The 15,897-nt window shown below is 73.7% G+C and carries 17 protein-coding genes; 11 read left to right on the plus strand and 6 right to left on the minus strand.

Annotated elements, in window-relative coordinates:
* Positions 1 to 9: 9 nt before the first annotated feature.
* From ACIP4P_RS10105 to ACIP4P_RS10120, 4 genes are all read left to right on the plus strand, one after another.
* Positions 10 to 219, plus strand: a complete 210-nt coding sequence (locus ACIP4P_RS10105; protein ID WP_045699258.1) for a helix-turn-helix domain-containing protein — start codon at positions 10 to 12, stop codon at positions 217 to 219.
* A gap of 190 nt (positions 220 to 409) precedes the next feature.
* Positions 410 to 508, plus strand: a complete 99-nt coding sequence (locus ACIP4P_RS10110) for a 30S ribosomal protein bS22 (RefSeq protein WP_003948845.1) — start codon at positions 410 to 412, stop codon at positions 506 to 508.
* A 223-nt stretch (positions 509 to 731) separates the two neighbouring features.
* Complete coding sequence (locus ACIP4P_RS10115; RefSeq protein ID WP_400916624.1) at positions 732 to 1,838, plus strand: NAD-dependent epimerase/dehydratase family protein; 1,107 nt, start codon at positions 732 to 734, stop codon at positions 1,836 to 1,838.
* A gap of 7 nt (positions 1,839 to 1,845) precedes the next feature.
* Positions 1,846 to 2,853: a lysophospholipid acyltransferase family protein gene (locus ACIP4P_RS10120; protein WP_350511462.1), complete on the plus strand. Its 1,008-nt coding sequence runs from the start codon at positions 1,846 to 1,848 to the stop codon at positions 2,851 to 2,853.
* Positions 2,854 to 2,956: 103 nt separating this feature from the next.
* Here ACIP4P_RS10120 and ACIP4P_RS10125 read toward each other — a convergent pair whose 3' ends face one another.
* The 3 genes from ACIP4P_RS10125 to ACIP4P_RS10135 all read right to left on the minus strand — a co-directional run bounded on the left by ACIP4P_RS10125 (position 2,957) and on the right by ACIP4P_RS10135 (position 6,974).
* A complete protein-coding gene (locus ACIP4P_RS10125; protein WP_400916629.1) occupies positions 2,957 to 4,258 on the minus strand; it encodes a DUF5667 domain-containing protein in 1,302 nt (433 codons plus the stop codon).
* Between the two features lie 267 nt (positions 4,259 to 4,525).
* Complete coding sequence (locus tag ACIP4P_RS10130; RefSeq protein ID WP_400917134.1) at positions 4,526 to 5,344, minus strand: ECF subfamily RNA polymerase sigma factor, BldN family; 819 nt, start codon at positions 5,342 to 5,344, stop codon at positions 4,526 to 4,528.
* Positions 5,345 to 5,936: 592 nt separating this feature from the next.
* Positions 5,937 to 6,974 carry an HAD family hydrolase gene (locus ACIP4P_RS10135; protein WP_400916630.1) on the minus strand — a complete coding sequence of 346 codons (1,038 nt, stop codon included), beginning with the start codon at positions 6,972 to 6,974 and terminating at the stop codon, positions 5,937 to 5,939.
* Between the two features lie 95 nt (positions 6,975 to 7,069).
* Between ACIP4P_RS10135 and ACIP4P_RS10140 the strand changes: the two genes are divergently transcribed.
* The 7 genes from ACIP4P_RS10140 to hemB all read left to right on the plus strand — a co-directional run bounded on the left by ACIP4P_RS10140 (position 7,070) and on the right by hemB (position 14,409).
* Positions 7,070 to 7,345: a glutaredoxin family protein gene (locus ACIP4P_RS10140; protein WP_400916633.1), complete on the plus strand. Its 276-nt coding sequence runs from the start codon at positions 7,070 to 7,072 to the stop codon at positions 7,343 to 7,345.
* Between the two features lie 173 nt (positions 7,346 to 7,518).
* Entirely contained in the window at positions 7,519 to 8,265 is a 747-nt protein-coding gene (locus ACIP4P_RS10145) for an exonuclease domain-containing protein (RefSeq protein ID WP_400916636.1), read from the plus strand.
* 107 nt (positions 8,266 to 8,372) lie between these two features.
* Positions 8,373 to 9,275: a redox-sensing transcriptional repressor Rex gene (locus tag ACIP4P_RS10150; protein WP_350511522.1), complete on the plus strand. Its 903-nt coding sequence runs from the start codon at positions 8,373 to 8,375 to the stop codon at positions 9,273 to 9,275.
* Between the two features lie 25 nt (positions 9,276 to 9,300).
* Complete coding sequence (locus ACIP4P_RS10155) at positions 9,301 to 10,641, plus strand: glutamyl-tRNA reductase (RefSeq protein ID WP_350511456.1); 1,341 nt, start codon at positions 9,301 to 9,303, stop codon at positions 10,639 to 10,641.
* 41 nt (positions 10,642 to 10,682) lie between these two features.
* The gene (gene hemC / locus ACIP4P_RS10160) at positions 10,683 to 11,687 is read left to right on the plus strand and encodes a hydroxymethylbilane synthase (RefSeq protein WP_400916639.1); all 1,005 of its coding nucleotides are present in this window, start codon (positions 10,683 to 10,685) and stop codon (positions 11,685 to 11,687) included.
* Positions 11,684 to 13,330: a bifunctional uroporphyrinogen-III C-methyltransferase/uroporphyrinogen-III synthase gene (locus ACIP4P_RS10165; RefSeq protein WP_350511454.1), complete on the plus strand. Its 1,647-nt coding sequence runs from the start codon at positions 11,684 to 11,686 to the stop codon at positions 13,328 to 13,330. The genes hemC and ACIP4P_RS10165 overlap by 4 nt, the downstream gene beginning before the upstream one ends.
* 92 nt (positions 13,331 to 13,422) lie before the next feature.
* Complete coding sequence (gene hemB, locus ACIP4P_RS10170) at positions 13,423 to 14,409, plus strand: porphobilinogen synthase (RefSeq protein ID WP_400916641.1); 987 nt, start codon at positions 13,423 to 13,425, stop codon at positions 14,407 to 14,409.
* Between the two features lie 59 nt (positions 14,410 to 14,468).
* Here the strand turns inward: hemB and ACIP4P_RS10175 are convergent, their stop codons facing one another.
* The 3 genes from ACIP4P_RS10175 to ACIP4P_RS10185 form a co-directional block, all read right to left on the minus strand.
* Complete coding sequence (locus ACIP4P_RS10175) at positions 14,469 to 14,735, minus strand: hypothetical protein (RefSeq protein ID WP_400916643.1); 267 nt, start codon at positions 14,733 to 14,735, stop codon at positions 14,469 to 14,471.
* A 219-nt stretch (positions 14,736 to 14,954) separates the two neighbouring features.
* Positions 14,955 to 15,299, minus strand: coding sequence for a rodlet layer protein (locus tag ACIP4P_RS10180; RefSeq protein ID WP_188309838.1), 345 nt, complete (start codon positions 15,297 to 15,299; stop codon positions 14,955 to 14,957).
* An 81-nt stretch (positions 15,300 to 15,380) separates the two neighbouring features.
* Positions 15,381 to 15,725 carry a rodlet layer protein gene (locus ACIP4P_RS10185; RefSeq protein WP_350507669.1) on the minus strand — a complete coding sequence of 115 codons (345 nt, stop codon included), beginning with the start codon at positions 15,723 to 15,725 and terminating at the stop codon, positions 15,381 to 15,383.
* Positions 15,726 to 15,897: the final 172 nt, after the last annotated feature.

Below are 15,897 nucleotides of genomic sequence, written 5' to 3' on the forward strand. Positions count from 1 at the left end.
GTGATGGTCATGAGTTCCGTCGAGCGTCCCCTGCAGGAAGTCGTCTTCCTGACCGTGGCCGAGGTCGCCGCGGTCATGCGGGTGTCCAAGATGACCGTGTACCGGTTGGTGCACAGCGGAGAGCTGCCGGCCATCCGGGTCGGACGGTCCTTCCGGGTGCCCCAGCAGGCGGTGCACGAGTACCTCAAGGAGTCCTACGTGCGGCTGGAGAGCGCGTAGCCGACGGGCGGGCGGGGGTGGTTCCACAGCCGTGGATCCGCCCCCGTTCGCCCCGGATTTCCCGTGAGTTCTCCGGCTGAGGGGAGCGCGATTACGGCCTTCCGGCCATGGACGGTAGGCTAGGCCCTCACGTCAGTCGTATGGACTCCGTCTCTCACGGACGAGAGTCTCAGTGAGCGAGGGTTGTTCCGTGGGCTCTGTCATCAAGAAGCGTCGCAAGCGTATGGCCAAGAAGAAGCACCGCAAGCTTCTCAAGCGCACGAGGGTCCAGCGTCGTAACAAGAAGTAACGTCTGAGCCTGCGCCTCGGCCCCGCCATCGCGGGGGTCACCCGCGGACTCGCGTTCAGCGGCGCAGGAAGAACTCGTTGGCCCCGCCCTCGCGGGGTTCAGACGTTCCACCGCCCGTCCCGGCCCTCGTGGCCCGGGGCGGGCGGTGTCGTTTTACGGCCCGGTCGGGCGGCGCGGTACGGTGCACGCAGGCCGCTCGGTCGAGGGAATGGGGTGCAGCACCGTGGGTGTGGTCGTGCTCGTCACCGGCGTGGCCCGTCATCTGGGTGCCCGCTTCGCCGCCGAGCTGCGCCGGCGCCCCGGGGTGGACCGGGTCGTCGGTGTGGACGTGCAGCCGCCCCGGCTGCCGGTCGAGGAGCCGGACGGCCCCGTCGCGCCGTACACCTTCCACCAGCTCGACCTGCGTCGGCCCGCGGTCTCCCGGGTGATCGCCGAGCACCGGGTGGACACCGTGGTGCACCTGAGCGTCAGCGCCACCGGACTGGGTTCCACCAACCGCTCCGCGGTGAAGGAGTCCAACGTCATCGGCACCATGCAGTTGCTCGGCGCCTGCCAGAAGGCGCCCGGGGTGCGCCGGCTGGTGGTGAAGTCCACCACCGGCGTCTACGGCTCCGCGCCCCGCGACCCGGCGGTGTTCAGCGAGCGGATCCAGCCGAAGGACCCGCCCGGCGGCGGCTTCGCCAAGGACGCGGCCGAGGTCGAGGGGTACGTCCGCGGTTTCGCCCGGCGCCGCCCGGACGTCGCGGTGACGGTGCTGCGCTTCGCCAACATCGTCGGCCCCGGCGCCGACACCCCGCTCAGCGAGTACTTCGCGCTGCCGGTGCTGCCGACCGTGCTCGGCTACGACCCCCGGCTGCAGTTCGTGCACGAGGACGACGCGGTCGCGGTGCTCTGCCGGGCCGCGGACGAGCCCGTGCCGGGCACCGTGAACACCGGCACCCTCAACGTGGCGGGCGAGGGCGTGCTGCTGCTCTCCCAGTGCGCCCGCCGGCTCGGCCGCCCCACCCTGCCGCTGCTGCTGCCCGCGGTCAGCTGGATGGCCGCGCTGGCCCGGCAGACCCGACTGGTGGACGTCTCGCCGGAGCAGCTGCGGCTGCTCACCCACGGCCGGGTGGTGGACACCACGCGGCTGCGGGAGACCTTCGGCTACCGCCCGGCGTTCACCACCCCGGAGGCCTTCGCCGACTTCGCCGACGCGCTGGGCCCCGGCCTGCTGCCGCCCGAGCGGCTGGCCGCCGTCACCGACCGGCTGACCGCCCTGCTCGGCCCGGAACCGGCCGCCGGCACGGCGACCGCCGTACCGCACCGTCCCCACCGCCCGAGGAGCTGAACCCGCGATGAGTGCCGCCGCCGAGAACGTGCCGGGCGAGGCCAAGGTCATCCCGATCGAGTCCGCCCCCAGTTACACCTCGCCCGAGGCGCCCGCCCTGGCCGACCGGCTGGCCGGCGCGGTCGGCGGGGCGCTGTCCGGGCAGCTCGGCCCGGCGGCCACCCGGCTGTTCGGCAAGGGCTGGGAGGGCCGGGCCGCCGAGCGGCTGGCCTTCCTGCGCCGCCGGATCACCGGCGACTACGAGGTCGACGAGTTCGGCTTCGACCGGGAGCTCACCGAGGAGGTGCTGCTCTCGCTGCTGCGCCCGCTGGCCGAGAAGTACTTCCGGGTCGACGTCCAGGGGGTCGAGCACATCCCGGCCGAGGGCGGTGCGCTGATCGTCGCCAACCACTCCGGCACCCTGCCGTTGGACGCCCTGATGACCCAGGTGGCCGTCCACGACCACCACCCGGGCCGCCGGCACCTGCGGATGCTCGCCGCCGACCTGGTCTTCGTGCTGCCGGGCGTCAACGAGCTGGCCCGCAAGGCCGGTCACACCCTGGCCTGCAACGAGGACGCCCAGGCGCTGCTGGAGCGCGGCGAGGTGGTCGGGGTCTGGCCGGAGGGCTTCAAGGGCATCGGCAAGCCGTTCGCCGAGCGCTACAAGCTCCAGCGCTTCGGCCGTGGCGGCTTCGTCTCCTCGGCGCTGCGGGCGGGGGTGCCGATCGTGCCGTGCTCGATCGTCGGGGCGGAGGAGACCTACCCGATGATCGGCAACGCCAAGACGCTGGCCCGGCTGCTCGGCCTGCCGTACGTGCCGATCACGCCGACCTTCCCGTGGCTGGGGCCGGTCGGGATGCTGCCGCTGCCGACCAAGTGGACGATCCGCTTCGGCGAGCCGATCGCCACCGACGGCTACCCGCCGGAGGCGGCGGACGACCCGATGCTGGTCTTCGACCTGGCCGACGAGGTGCGCGAGACCATCCAGCACACCCTGTACCAACTGCTGGTGCAGCGGCGGTCGGTGTTCTTCTGATCCAGCGTCTTCCGATCCGGCTGGTCCGCTGATCCGGCTGGTCTGCTGAGGTCGTGACGGGGCCCCGGCGGAACGCTCCGCCGGGGCCCCGTCACGACCTTCCTCAGCTGCCGCCGAGGATCCGCAGTCCGGGCAGCAGGCCCGGGATCAGCGGGGGCACGTCCACGCCCTGCTGGGCGCCGCTCGGCGTGCTGGGCGGGCCGGACGGCTGCTGCGGCACCTGCGGCGGGACGGCGTCGGCGCTCGGCGAGGGACGGCCGGCACCGGTGAGCCCGCTGGTGAGGTTGCCGACCAGACCGTTGACCGCGTCCGGGGCGCTGCTGGGCAGGGTGCTCGGCAGGCCGCCGCCCTTGGACCCGTTGCCGGCCGTGCTGCCGGCGCCGGGGTCGGCCGGGGCGCGGTCGGGGCCGCCGGGACGGCTGGTGTCGCCGGTGCCGCCCTGGGACTGCGCGGAGCCGGGGGCGGCGCCGTTCGTCCCGGGGTCGGCCGGGGAGCCGCCGGTGGTGGCGGAGGAGTCGTCGCCCGCTCCGGTGCCGGCCGGGCCGCCGCTCTTGGCGGGGGGCTGGGCCAGGCGCAGGGGCGCGACGTCCTCGCTTATGTCGTCGAAGAGCTGGTTCACCAGGCTGGCCTGGTCGGTGAGTTGGACCGGCAGCCGGCCCTGCAGCTCGCTCCAGCGGCCGTCCTCGTCGTGGGCGAAGCCGGCCAGGGCGCGCATCGGGTCCAACGAGCCGTTGCTGCGGTAGACCGAGCGCAGCAGGTCGCGGCCCTTGAGGGCGTCGGCGTGCATGTCGTCCAGCGCGCGGCGGACCCGGGCGACCGTGTCCGGGCTCAGCCCGGTGGCCGAACCCGGCTGCCCGACCAGGGCGTTGGCCTCGCCGAGCCGGGTGGCCGCGTTGCCGAGCAGCAGTTCACCGCGCTCCGAGTCGCTGTCCGCGAGGTCCAGCCGGAGCCCTTCGAGGCCACGCTTCATGCCGTACAGCGTGTCCCCGGGAAGGGCGTTGGAGCTGGCGGCGGCGGCCCCGGCCAGGCTGCCGACCGCGAGTCCGGCGACCAGCCCGCCGATCGCGAAGCGGCGGCTCCACCGGCCGCGCGGCGCCGTCCGGATCGCCCGGTGGCGTCGCTGGCGGGGCACCGCGGCGCCCGGTCCGCCGGCGAAGGCCTGCTCGAACGCGGCCATCAGCTGGGCTCGTTGGACCGTCCGGACCTCCTGGTCCAGGGCTGGTCCGGGCAGTGCCCCCAGCGCGTCGGCCAGACCGACCAGTTCGGCCATCGCCATCGAACCGACCTCGCCGGTAGCGGCGTTGGCCGATTCGGCGCCGGCCGCGTGGCGTTGCTCCGCCTGGTGGGCCTCCAGCGCCTCGGCGAAGGCCTTCGCCCGCCGGTGCTCCAGCACGTTTGCCGTCACGGGCCACACCTCCCTTCGTCGTTGTCGACACCCCGGCCTGCCGGACGGTTGCCCCGGCGGGCCAAAGCCACTCCATCGGGTGACCGGTCGCAATTCGGCTTGACCGTACGCCTGGTGGGGGCTTGCACGCTGGCCAACGAGTGGTGCGGGCGGTCGGTTACGCACGGCTGATCATCGGACCGACCGTTCACCCGGACGTGTCGGCCGGGCGGGCGTGGTGACGGGCCGTCGGACCGCCGGGCTATCGCCCCCTCGGTCACCGCCGCCTCACCGGGCGTCGGGCGGGAGGAGCCGGGCCAGGGTGCGGACGGCGCGGTACTGGAGGGTCTTGATCGCACCCTCGTTCTTGCCCATGATCCGCGCGGTCTCGGCCACCGAGAGCCCCTGCAGGAAGCGCAGCGTGACGCACTCCTGCTGCTGGGGGTTGAGCCGGCGCACCGCGTCCAGCAGGGCGGCGTTGGAGAGCGACTCCAGCACCGACTCCTCCGGGCTGCGCTCGCACTCGTTGGAGTCGAGCATCTCGCCGGTGGTGACCTCCAGCCGGAACCGGCTGGACTTGAAGTGGTCGGCGACCAGGTTGCGGGCGATGGTGACCAGCCAGGCGCCGAAGTCCCGGCCCTGCCAGGTGAAGGTGCCGATCCGGCGCAGCGCGCGCAGGAAGGTCTCGCTGGTGAGGTCCTCGGCGGTGGCCCGGCTGCCGACCCGGTAGTAGATGTAGCGGTAGACGGTGTCCGCGTAGTGGTCGTAGAGCCGGCCGAAGGCGTCGCTCTCGCCGGCCTGGGCCCGTTCGACCAGCTCCATGATCGGGTTGTGCTCGGTCTCGTAGCCGGGGCTCGGCGCGGTGCGGGTGCGGCCGCGGCCGACTCCGGTGCTGCCGGTGCGGCCGCGTGAACCGGTGCCGGTCGAGCCGGCGGCGGTGGTGCGCAGCGCCAGGCCGGGGCCGTGCTGGTGGCCCAACGGCACACCGGCGGGCACGAGTTGGGGTGAGATGGCGAGCTGGCTGCGGAGCAGGGTGCGCAGCAGGTCCAGGCCGGTGGAGATCTGCCGCTCGGCCGGCCGACCGCGCAGGCCGGTGCGGGGACGCAGGGGCGCGGACGACGGGCGGGAGGGTGCAGGCGCGTCGTTCCGGACGGGTGGGTACACGGGACTCCCAGAGGCAGAACTGTGGACGGATCACCTCCGCCTGCGCGGAGAGCACTCCCCATGACATCCGTTCGAGCGGGATGCATGGGTGACGTGCATCCAGGAGAGAATAACGCTTTGTGCAATGACAGCTACACCGTGTGGTCGAAGTGGTCGTTTGGGATCCATTTGTTGTGCATATTCGGCTGACACTGACCGGAGATGTCATCGTTCATCCGGCTCAACGTGACCGTTCGGGCGCCCAGGGTGACCAATTCGGCGGTACTGCGGGCGGTTTCCCAGCCTTGGGGCTCCGCAACCCCTGACTTTCCCGGCCTGGCGAACGATCAGAACCGGTCACCGGGTGACAGGTTCTGTCAGCGAGCCCGGACGGCCGTGTCGGGGCGGGGAGTTCGCTCGTACGAGGGGCCAGGTCAGGCCCCTGATTGACGCTTTCTCACCCGCGCGGGGGAGAAGGCAGAAACGGTTCCCCGGATGGGGCGCGGCGGGCGCGCGGCGGGGCGCGGGGCGCCCCGGACCCCCGGGTCGGCCGGGATCAGCCGCGCCGACGACGCCGCTGCAGCGCCACCCCGGCGGCCGTCGCACCGGCCAGCACCCCGAGCGCGGCCGCCGCCGGCAGCCCCACCCGGGCCGCCTTGCGCCCGGTCCGGAAGTCGCGCACCCGCCAGCCCTGCGCCCGGGCGTGCCGCCGCAGCGCGCCGTCCGGGTTCACCACGTACGGGTGGCCGACCAGCGAGAGCATCGGAATGTCGTTCGCCGAGTCGCTGTAGGCGGCGCAGCGGTCGAGGTCCAGCCGCTCGTGCCGGGCCAGCGCGCGCACCGCGGCGGCCTTGGCCGGGCCGTGCAGCAGGTCGCCGACCAGTCGGCCGGTGTAGTGGCCGTCCCGGGCCTCGGCGACGGTGCCCAGCGCGCCGGTCATGCCGAGCCGCCGGGCGATGATCCGGGCCACCTCCAGCGGGGCGGCGGTCACCAGCCAGACCCGCTGACCGGCGTCCAGGTGCATCTGGACCAGGGCGCGGGTGCCGGGCCAGATCTTGTCGGCGACGACCTGCTCGAAGACCTCCTCGCAGATCGCCTCCAGGTCGGCGGTGGGCTTGCCCGCGACGATGCCGAGGGCGGTGTTCCGGGCGTCCGAGATGTGGTCCGGGTCCTCGGTGCCCTGCACCCGGAAGAGGGCCTGCTGCCAGGCGAAGCGGGCGATGTCGCGGCGGGTGAGGAAGCCGTGGCGGTAGAGGCCGACGCCGAGGTAGAAGATCGCGGCGCCGCGCAGGATGGTGTTGTCGCAGTCGAAGAAGGCGGCGGCGCGCGGGTCGTCCGGGTCGGGGGTGTGGTTCCCGGCCGGGGCCTTGGGGGCCTTCCCCGGCCTGCCCGCCGACGCCTCGGTCTCCGGCGTCGCGGTCTCCGATGCCTCGGTCTCGGGTGTCGCGGGGGCCTCCGGGGCGGGGGCCGCGGGGGCGTCCAGGGCGGGGGCGCGCAGTGCGGCCTCGGCCGCCGCGGCGGCGGCCTCGCCTGCCAGGGCGCTCCGCTCGGTGGTGGAGCGTCTGGACTGGGTGAGCCTTCGGAGCACGGCCATGTCATCGAGCATAGCCAGCCGGGCGGGGAGCGGCCGTGACGGAGCCGTGCCCGTGGGGTGAACAGCCGATCCGTCGGCCCCGCCACAATGGCGGGGTGAGCCCACTGCTGCGACGTAAGAGCCCCGAGCCGGCCGACCGTACCGTCACCCTGGTCGGCAAGCCCGGCTGCCACCTGTGCGACGAGGCCCGGGAGGTGCTGCTCCGGGTGACGGCCGAGCTGGGCGCGACCTTCGAGGAGAAGGACATCACCCTGGACGAGGAGCTGTACCGCCGCTACTGGGAGCAGATCCCGGTCACCCTGATCGACGGTCGGCAGCACGACTTCTGGCGGGTCGACGAGAAGCGCCTGCGCAAGGCCCTGGGCGCCTAGACCCCGTCCGGCCGACCTCCGTTCGTGCACCACCGCCCCCGCCGACCGGCGGGGGCGGTTCGCCGAATCGTTGCCAAAGACACTCCGTTCCGGCTTGGGGCGGCGCGCCGTGGTCGGCTTACGATCGAACGCGTTTGCGCCCGTGGGGGGCTGAGCACACGAGGAGTGCCGCCATGCTTCCCCGCCCGACCCCCGGTCCGCCCGAAGCCCTGCCCGGCTCCCGGGGGTTCGCCGTGGTGGACGTGGAGGCGACCGGCCGCAGCCCGTGGCGGCACCGGGTGGTCGAGGTCGCGGTGGTGCTGCTGAACGAGCGGCTCCGCCCCGAGGGCGAGTTCGCCACCCTGCTGGACCCGCTGGGCCCGGTCGGCCCGACCCATGTGCACCGGATACGCCAGGCCGACGTCGAGGGCGCCCCGCGGTTCCGGGAGATCGCCCCCCGGCTGCTGGAGCTGCTGGCCGGCCGGGTGCTGGTCGGCCATCACGTCAGCTGCGACCACGCCTTCCTGGACCGCGAGTTCGCCCGGATCGGGGTGCCGCTGCCGCCCGTCCCGCTGCTGTGCACGATGGGGCTGGCCCGGGCCCACCTGCCGGAGGCCCGCAGCCACGGCCTGGCGGCCTGTGTGGAGGCGGCCGGTCTCGGCTGGTACCCGGCGCACACCGCGCTGGGCGACGCCCGGGTGACGGCGGAACTGCTGCGGCACTGCGTGGGGGTCCCGTCCTGCCCGCCGGACGACTGGACCGGCCCGCTTCGCGAGGCCGCCCGGGTGCCCTGGCCGCGGCTGGGCCGGGCCCGGTCCCGTCCGTCCGGCACGGCCGTCCGGCTGCTCCGCCGGGAGGCGTCGTACGGGCCCTGGCTGCCCGGTTCCACGGCCCCGGAGCTGGTCCTGACCCGGGCCGGTGCTATGGGTTCGACGGCGTGATGCGCATCACTGTGCGGGGACAAAACGGACACCATCTTTGTGCACACGTTCACAAACGCTTAGCCTGGCTGCCAAAGCCCAGCTTCACCCACAGGAGCACCGTGGCAATCGGCCGATCACCACAGAGCAGTTCGCAGACGCCCGACCAGGGCGCCGCGCGTCGCCCCGCGCGCGCCCGGGGCATCCCGGAGGCGACCGTCGCCCGGCTCCCCCTCTATCTGCGGGCCCTCACCGCGCTCTCCGAGCGCTCGGTGCCGACCGTCTCCTCCGAGGAGCTGGCCGCCGCGGCCGGCGTGAACTCGGCCAAGCTGCGCAAGGACTTCTCCTACCTCGGCTCCTACGGCACCCGCGGCGTCGGCTACGACGTCGAGTACCTCGTCTACCAGATCTCCCGCGAGCTCGGTCTGACCCAGGACTGGCCGGTCGTCATCGTCGGGATCGGGAACCTCGGCCACGCCCTCGCCAACTACGGCGGCTTCGCCTCGCGCGGCTTCCGGGTCGCCGCCCTGTTGGACGCCGACCCGAACGTGGTCGGTTCCACCGCCGCCGGGCTCCCGGTGCGGCACATGGACGAGCTGGAGTCGATCGTCGAGAGCCAGCACGTCTCGATCGGCGTGATCACCACCCCGCCCGGCGCCGCCCAGCAGGTCTGCGACCGGCTGGTCGAGGCGGGCGTCACCAGCATCCTGAACTTCGCCCCGACCGTGCTGACCGTCCCGGACGGCGTGGACGTGCGCAAGGTGGACCTCTCCATCGAGCTGCAGATCCTGGCCTTCCACGAGCAGCGCAAGGCCGGCGAGGAGCCCGACCGCGCCGAGTCGGTGCTGGAGCGCGCCCCCGGCCCGGTCCGCGCGGCCGCGGCCAAGCTGCGCCGGGCGGCCGGCGGCAGCGGCAAGGGCCGCACCGGCGCCGAGCCGGCGGCCAAGGACAAGGACCAGGCCGAGCAGTCGGTCAAGGGCAAGACCGCCAAGGGCGGCGAGGGCGAGCTGTCCGCGGTGATGCCCGCATGAACACCGAACGCCGTGGGGGGCGGGCATGAGTCTTCTCGTCGTCGGACTGAGCCACCGGACGGCACCGGTCGGCGTGCTGGAGCGCGCCGCGCTGACCGGTGAGGTCCCGACCCGGCTGCTGCACGACGCGGCGGCGTCCTCGACCGTCGCCGAGGCCGCGCTGCTCAACACCTGCAACCGGATCGAGCTGTACGCGGACGTGGACAAGTTCCACGCCGGCGTCGCCGAGCTGTCGCTGCTGCTGGCCCACCACAGCGGGGTGGACCTGGAGGAGCTGACCTCCCACCTGTACGTCCACTACGAGGACCGCGCCGTCCACCACCTCTTCTCGGTGGCCTGCGGCCTGGACTCGATGGTGGTCGGCGAGGGCCAGATCCTCGGCCAGCTGCGCGACGCGCTGGCCAAGGCCCAGGACGAGCACACCGCCGGCCGCGACCTGAACGAGCTGTTCCAGCAGGCCCTGCGGGTCGGCAAGCGGGCGCACAGCGAGACCGGCATCGACAAGGCCGGCCAGTCGCTGGTCACCTTCGGCCTGGAGCAGGTCGCCGCGGGCGCGGGCGAGATCGCCGGCAAGCGCGCCCTGGTGGTCGGGGCCGGCTCGATGAGCTCGCTGGCCGCCGCCACCCTGGTCCGCTCCGGGGTCACCGACCTGCTGATCGCCAACCGGACGCCGGCCCGCGCCGAGCGCCTGGTGGAGATCCTCGGCCCGGACGTGGCCCGCACCCTGGACCTCGCCAAGGTGCCCCAGGCGCTGGCCGACGTCGACCTGGTGATCTCCTGCACCGGCGCGGCCGGTGTGGTGGTCCGGGCCGAGGACGTGGCCGCCGCGGTCGCCGTACGCACCTCGCCCCAGCCGCTCGCCCTGCTCGACCTGGCCATGCCGCGCGACGTCGACCACGCCGTGCACGAGCTGGCCGGCGCCCTGCTGGTCGACCTGGAGAGCCTCTCCCACGCGCACGCCGCCAGCCCCGGCGCCGGCGACGTCGACCAGGTCACCCGGATCGTCTCCGACGAGGTGACCGCCTTCGGCGCCGCCCAGCGGGCCGCCCGGATCGCGCCGACCGTGGTCGCGCTGCGGTCGATGGCCTCCGACGTGGTCGCCGCCGAGCTGGGCCGGCTGGACTCCCGGCTGCCCGACCTGGACGAACGCTCCCGCGCCGAGATCACCCAGACCGTCCGCCGCGTCGTCGACAAACTGCTGCACGCTCCGACCGTCCGGGTGAAGCAGCTGGCCGCCGAGCCCGGCGGGGCCTCCTACGCGGACGCCCTGCGCGAGCTGTTCGACCTCGACCCGGCGGCCGTGCACGCCGTGTCGGGCACGCCCGTCGGCGGTCCGCCCCAGCCTTCGGGCGGGGGCACCAGATGAACCGTCAGCCATCCCACGAGTACCACCGGGACGATCACCTCATGAATGGTCAACCGCTCACCGAGCAGGCTCCGGCCGCCGCCCTGCGGCTCGGCACCCGGCGCAGCGCGCTCGCCATGGCCCAGTCGGGCATGGTCGCCCGCGAGGTGACCAGGCTCACCGGCCGCCCCGTCGAGCTGGTCGAGATCACCACCTACGGAGACACCTCCCGGGAGGCGCTCGCCCAGATCGGCGGCACCGGCGTGTTCGTCTCCGCGCTGCGGGACGCCCTGCTGGAGGGCCGGATCGACTTCGCCGTGCACTCGCTCAAGGACCTGCCCACCGCCGCCCCCGAGGGCCTGGCGCTGGCCGCCGTCCCGGTCCGCGAGGACGTCCGGGACGCCCTAGTCGCGGCCGAGGGCCTGACCCTGGACGAGCTGGTGGAGAAGCTGGCCGGAGCCGGCCGCCCGGCCCGGATCGGCACCGGCTCGCCGCGCCGGATGGCGCAGCTGAACGCCTGGGCCCGGGCCCACGGGGCCCGGCTGGAGACGGTGGCGATCCGCGGCAACGTGGACACCCGGATCGGCTTCGTGACCGCCGGTGAGCTGGACGCCGTGGTGCTGGCCACGGCCGGCCTCAACCGGCTCGGCCGCAGCGCCGAGATCTCCCAGCACCTCGACCCCGAGCTGATGATCCCGGCCCCCGGCCAGGGCGCGCTCGCCATCGAGTGCACCACCGGGAACACCGGGCTGACCGCCGCGCTCGCGCTGCTGGACCACGCCCCCACCCGGGTCGCCGTGGCCGCCGAGCGCGCCCTGCTGGCCGCCCTGGAGGCCGGCTGCTCGGCCCCGGTGGCCGCACTGGCCACCTGGAGCCGGGAGAACGAACTGCAGCTGGACGGAGTGGTCGGCGACCCCGACGGTGCCGCCCTGCTGAAGATGTCCGCCAACGGTCCGATCGTCCTCGACGAGACCGCCGAGCGGCAGGCGCGGGCCCTCGGCCACGACCTGGCCGCCCGGCTGCTCGACGCGGGCGCGGCCACCCTGATGGGGGAGCGAGCCCGATGAGCCCCACCGCCGCCACTGACGCCCTGTTCCCGGCCGGTCAGCCCACCGGACGGTGCACCTTCCTGGGAGCCGGTCCCGGGGACCCGGGCCTGCTGACCCTGCGCGCGGTCGAGGTGCTGTCCTCGGCCGACGTCCTGGTCGCGGACCCGCTGACCGCGGCCGCCGTGCGCACCCACTGTCCGGCCGGCGTGCAGGTGCACGCCCCGGCCGCCGAGGGCGCCGGCTTCGACCTGGCCAAGCTGGTCGCCGAGGCCGTCCGGGCCGGCAAGCACGTGGTCCGCACCGTCGACGGCGACCCGGGTCTGGACGGCTGCGCGGCCGAGGAGATGCTCAGCTGCGCGGGCGACGGGATCCCCTTCGAGGTGATCCCGGGCGTCGCCCAGTCGGTCGGCGTCCCGGCGTACGCGGGCGTCCCGCTGCGCGGCGCGGCCGGTGCCGACGTCCGCTTCGTGGACGGCGCCCAGCTGCTGTCCGGCGTCCCGGTGGACCTGGGCGCGCCGGAGACCACCCTGGTGGTCCGCACCACCCTGGGCCAGCTGCCGGCCACCGCGAGCGCGCTGGTCTCCAACGGCCGCAAGCCGGACTCGGCGCTCAGCGCCACCCTGTCCGGCACCACCACCCGGCAGCGCACCTTCACCTCCACGCTGGCCACCATCGCGGCCGACCTGAAGGCCGCCCGGGTGCTGCCCTCGCCGGTCTCCGCCCCGGTGGACCCGGCGACCTCGGTGATAGCCGTGGTGGGCGAGCAGGTCGCCCACCGCGCCTCCCACTCGTGGTTCGAGACCAAGCCGCTGTTCGGCTGGAACGTCCTCGTGCCGCGCACCAAGGAGCAGGCCCACGGCCTGTCCGAGCAGCTGCGCTCGTACGGCGCGGTGCCGCAGGAGGTGCCGACCATCGCGGTCGAGCCGCCGCGCACCCCGCAGCAGATGGAGCGGGCCATCAAGGGCCTGGTCACCGGCCGTTACGAGTGGATCGCCTTCACCTCGGTGAACGCCGTCCGCGCCGTCCGGGAGAAGTTCGAGGAGTACGGCCTGGACGCCCGGGCGTTCGCCGGGATCAAGGTCGCGGCGGTCGGCGAGACCACCGCCCAGGCCCTGGTGGACTTCGGCGTGAAGCCGGACCTGGTGCCCTCCGGCGAGCAGTCCGCGGCCGGGCTGCTGGAGGACTGGCCGCCGTACGACCCGGTCTTCGACCCGATCGACCGGGTGCTGCTGCCGCGCGCCGACATCGCCACCGAGACCCTGGTGGCCGGCCTGGTCGAGCTCGGCTGGGAGGTCGACGACGTGACGGCGTACCGGACGGTGCGCGCCTCGCCGCCGCCGGCCGAGACCCGTGAGGCGATCAAGGGCGGCGGTTTCGACGCGGTGCTGTTCACCTCGTCCTCGACCGTCCGGAACCTGGTCGGCATCGCCGGCAAGCCGCACAACGTCACGGTCATCGCCTGCATCGGCCCGGCCACCGCCAAGACCGCCGAGGAGCACGGCCTGCGGGTCGACGTGATGGCCCCGGCGCCGTCGGCGGCCGCGCTGGCCCAGGCGCTGGCGGACTTCGGGGCCAGGCGCCGGGACACCGCGACGGCCGCGGGCGAGCCGGTCTACCGGCCCAGCGAGCGTCGTCCGGGCTCCCGCCGCAAGGCCCGTTGAGGGTCCCCGCCCCCGGGTGTAAGGCCAACTATGGTGCTGGGGGCGGCGGTTCGCCGTCCCCAGTGCTGCACAACCGTTCGGAGAGAGAAGCCGTGTCCGCTGAATTCCCGTACGTCCGCCCGCGCCGGCTGCGGCAGAGCCCGGCGATGCGCCGTCTGGTGGCCGAGACCCGGCTGCACCCGGCCGAGCTGATCCTGCCGATGTTCGTCCGCGAGGGCGTCAGCGAGCCCGTCCCGGTCAGCTCGATGCCGGGCGTGGTCCAGCACTCCCGGGACACCCTGCGCAAGGCCGTCGTCGAGGCGGCCGAGGCGGGCCTGGGCGGTGTGATGCTGTTCGGCGTCCCGCTCGTGCAGGACGCGATCGGCAGTGAGGGCACCAACCCGGACGGCATCCTCCAGCAGGCGATCCGGGACGTGGTCGCCGAGGTCGGCGACTCCCTGGTGGTGATGTCCGACCTCTGCCTGGACGAGTACACCGACCACGGCCACTGCGGCGTGCTGGCCGCCGACGGCAGCGTGGACAACGACGCCACCCTGGAGCGCTACGCCGAGATGGCCCGGGTCCAGGCCGACGCGGGCGTCCACCTGGTCGGTCCGTCCGGCATGATGGACGGCCAGATCGCCGTCATCCGCCGGGCCCTGGACGAGGCCGGGCACCAGGACACCGGCATCCTCGCCTACACCGCCAAGTACGCCTCGGCGTTCTTCGGCCCGTTCCGCGAGGCGGTCGGCTCCTCGCTCAAGGGCGACCGCAAGGCCTACCAGCAGGACCCGGCCAACGCCCGCGAGGCGCTGCGCGAGCTGGAGCTGGACCTCGCCGAGGGCGCCGACATGGTGATGGTCAAGCCGGCCATGGCCTACCTGGACATCCTCCGCCAGGTCGCCGACGCCTCCCCGGTGCCGGTCTCCGCGTACCAGGTGTCCGGCGAGTACGCGATGGTCGAGGCGGCCGCCGCGAACGGCTGGATCGACCGGGAGCGGATGATCATGGAGACGCTCACCTCGCTCCGCCGGGCCGGCGCCGAGCAGATCCTCACCTACTGGGCGGTCGAGGCCGCCGCGATGCTCAAGCAGCAGTAGGCGTCGGACAGACGGAAGGCCGGGCCGTCCCCCGCGGGGCGACCCGGCCTTCCGGCGTCCTAGTGCCAGCCGTTGACGTGCGCGAAGCCCTCGCCGCCGCCGGCCAGGTCGGTCGCGGTGGCGCCGCCGCCCGCGAAGCCGCCGGCGATGACGTTGGAGGTGTGGCCGACGCCGAACCCGCCCCCGGCCACGAACGGCTGGTCGCCGGTGGCGACCAGGCCGCCGCCGCCCTCCAGGCCGACGTGCGCGAACGCCGGGGTGGCGGCACCCGCGAGCGCGAGCGCGGCGGCGGCGGTCAGGGCGGCCTTGGCCAGCTTGCTCTTCATGGATCTGCCCTCTCTGTGGGAGCGCCCCCACGGGCGCTCTGCCTCTGACTGGTGATCACTCGGCCCGTCCGGTCCGACGCCCCACGCGCCGGGCCGGACGGACGGTCGACCGGACGGCCCGCACCCGTTCGGCGGTCCGGCCGGACACCTCGGTCAAGCCCGGAGGGCCCGGGGAGGAACTTTCCTCCCCGGGCCCTCCGTCCGTGCCATGCCCCTTGATCAGCCGATCAGGTGCGAGACACCCGCGTCGCCCGAGGACTGGGTGTTCTGGCCGACGTTGCAGATCTGCTTCGGGGTGCTGTTCAGGACGGGCACCTCGACCGGAACCGCGACGCCGACGACGGCGACGGCGATGTTGTGGACCTCCGGCAGGCAGATGTTCGCGTTGTCCAGGGTGTGGAAGTTCGGGCTGCCGTTGCCGTGGGTGCCGGTCTGGTTGGTACCGCCGTTGCCCTGGACGGAGGTGGCGGCGCCGTCCGAGTCGACGATGGCGGAAGCCGAGCCGGCGGACATCGCGATGGCGGCGGCGGCCAGACCGGCGGCGGCGAGGGACTTCTTGATCATTTCCGGTTTTCCTCTCAAGGGTGAATCGGGGAGCGATTCGAGGGTGGTTCAGGAGGTGGTGCGAGGTGGGCTGGGGGAGCGTCAGCCGACCAGGTGGGACACGCCCGCGTCGCCGTGGCTCTGGGTGCCCTGGCCCTGGGTGCAGTACTGCTTGCCACCGCTGTTGGCGATCGGGACCTCGACCGGGACGGCCACACCGAGAACGCCGACGGCGATGTTGTGGATCTCGGGGAGGCAGACGTTCGCGTTGTCCAGGAAGTGGAAGTTCGGGCTGTTGTTCCCGACCGTCCCGGTGAAGTTGGTGCCGCCGTTGCCCTCGATGGAGGCGGCCGCGCCGTCCGCGTCACCGATGGCGGAAGCGGGTGCGGCGGCGCCGGCCAGCGCGGCGACGGCCAGGCCGGCGGCGGCGAAGGACTTCTGGATCATGGGGAGATCCCTCTCTGAAATGCTTTCGGTTTCCGTGCGTAGCAACGCGTCGAACGCTCAGACCCGGTCTGCAGTCACTGACGTCCAGATCAAAGAATGACGGCACGGAAGGTTACGGGGATTTTTGAAAAGAGTCCGGGAGGCGCGTCCAAGGGTGGTTTGCGGTCGGATT

The organism is Kitasatospora sp. NPDC089509 (assembly GCF_044749365.1).
Taxonomy (GTDB): domain Bacteria; phylum Actinomycetota; class Actinomycetes; order Streptomycetales; family Streptomycetaceae; genus Kitasatospora.

Coding starts and splice junctions, on each gene's coding strand:
- ACIP4P_RS10165 (WP_350511454.1), top strand. CDS start 11,684: ATGAGCCCCACCGCCGCCACTGACGCCCTGTTCCCGGCCGGTCAGCCC.
- ACIP4P_RS10105 (WP_045699258.1), top strand. CDS start 10: ATGAGTTCCGTCGAGCGTCCCCTGCAGGAAGTCGTCTTCCTGACCGTG.
- ACIP4P_RS10155 (WP_350511456.1), top strand. CDS start 9,301: ATGAGTCTTCTCGTCGTCGGACTGAGCCACCGGACGGCACCGGTCGGC.
- ACIP4P_RS10120 (WP_350511462.1), top strand. CDS start 1,846: ATGAGTGCCGCCGCCGAGAACGTGCCGGGCGAGGCCAAGGTCATCCCG.
- ACIP4P_RS10175 (WP_400916643.1), bottom strand. CDS start 14,735: ATGAAGAGCAAGCTGGCCAAGGCCGCCCTGACCGCCGCCGCCGCGCTC.
- hemC (WP_400916639.1), top strand. CDS start 10,683: ATGAATGGTCAACCGCTCACCGAGCAGGCTCCGGCCGCCGCCCTGCGG.
- ACIP4P_RS10185 (WP_350507669.1), bottom strand. CDS start 15,725: ATGATCCAGAAGTCCTTCGCCGCCGCCGGCCTGGCCGTCGCCGCGCTG.
- ACIP4P_RS10135 (WP_400916630.1), bottom strand. CDS start 6,974: ATGGCCGTGCTCCGAAGGCTCACCCAGTCCAGACGCTCCACCACCGAG.
- ACIP4P_RS10145 (WP_400916636.1), top strand. CDS start 7,519: ATGCTTCCCCGCCCGACCCCCGGTCCGCCCGAAGCCCTGCCCGGCTCC.
- ACIP4P_RS10180 (WP_188309838.1), bottom strand. CDS start 15,299: ATGATCAAGAAGTCCCTCGCCGCCGCCGGTCTGGCCGCCGCCGCCATC.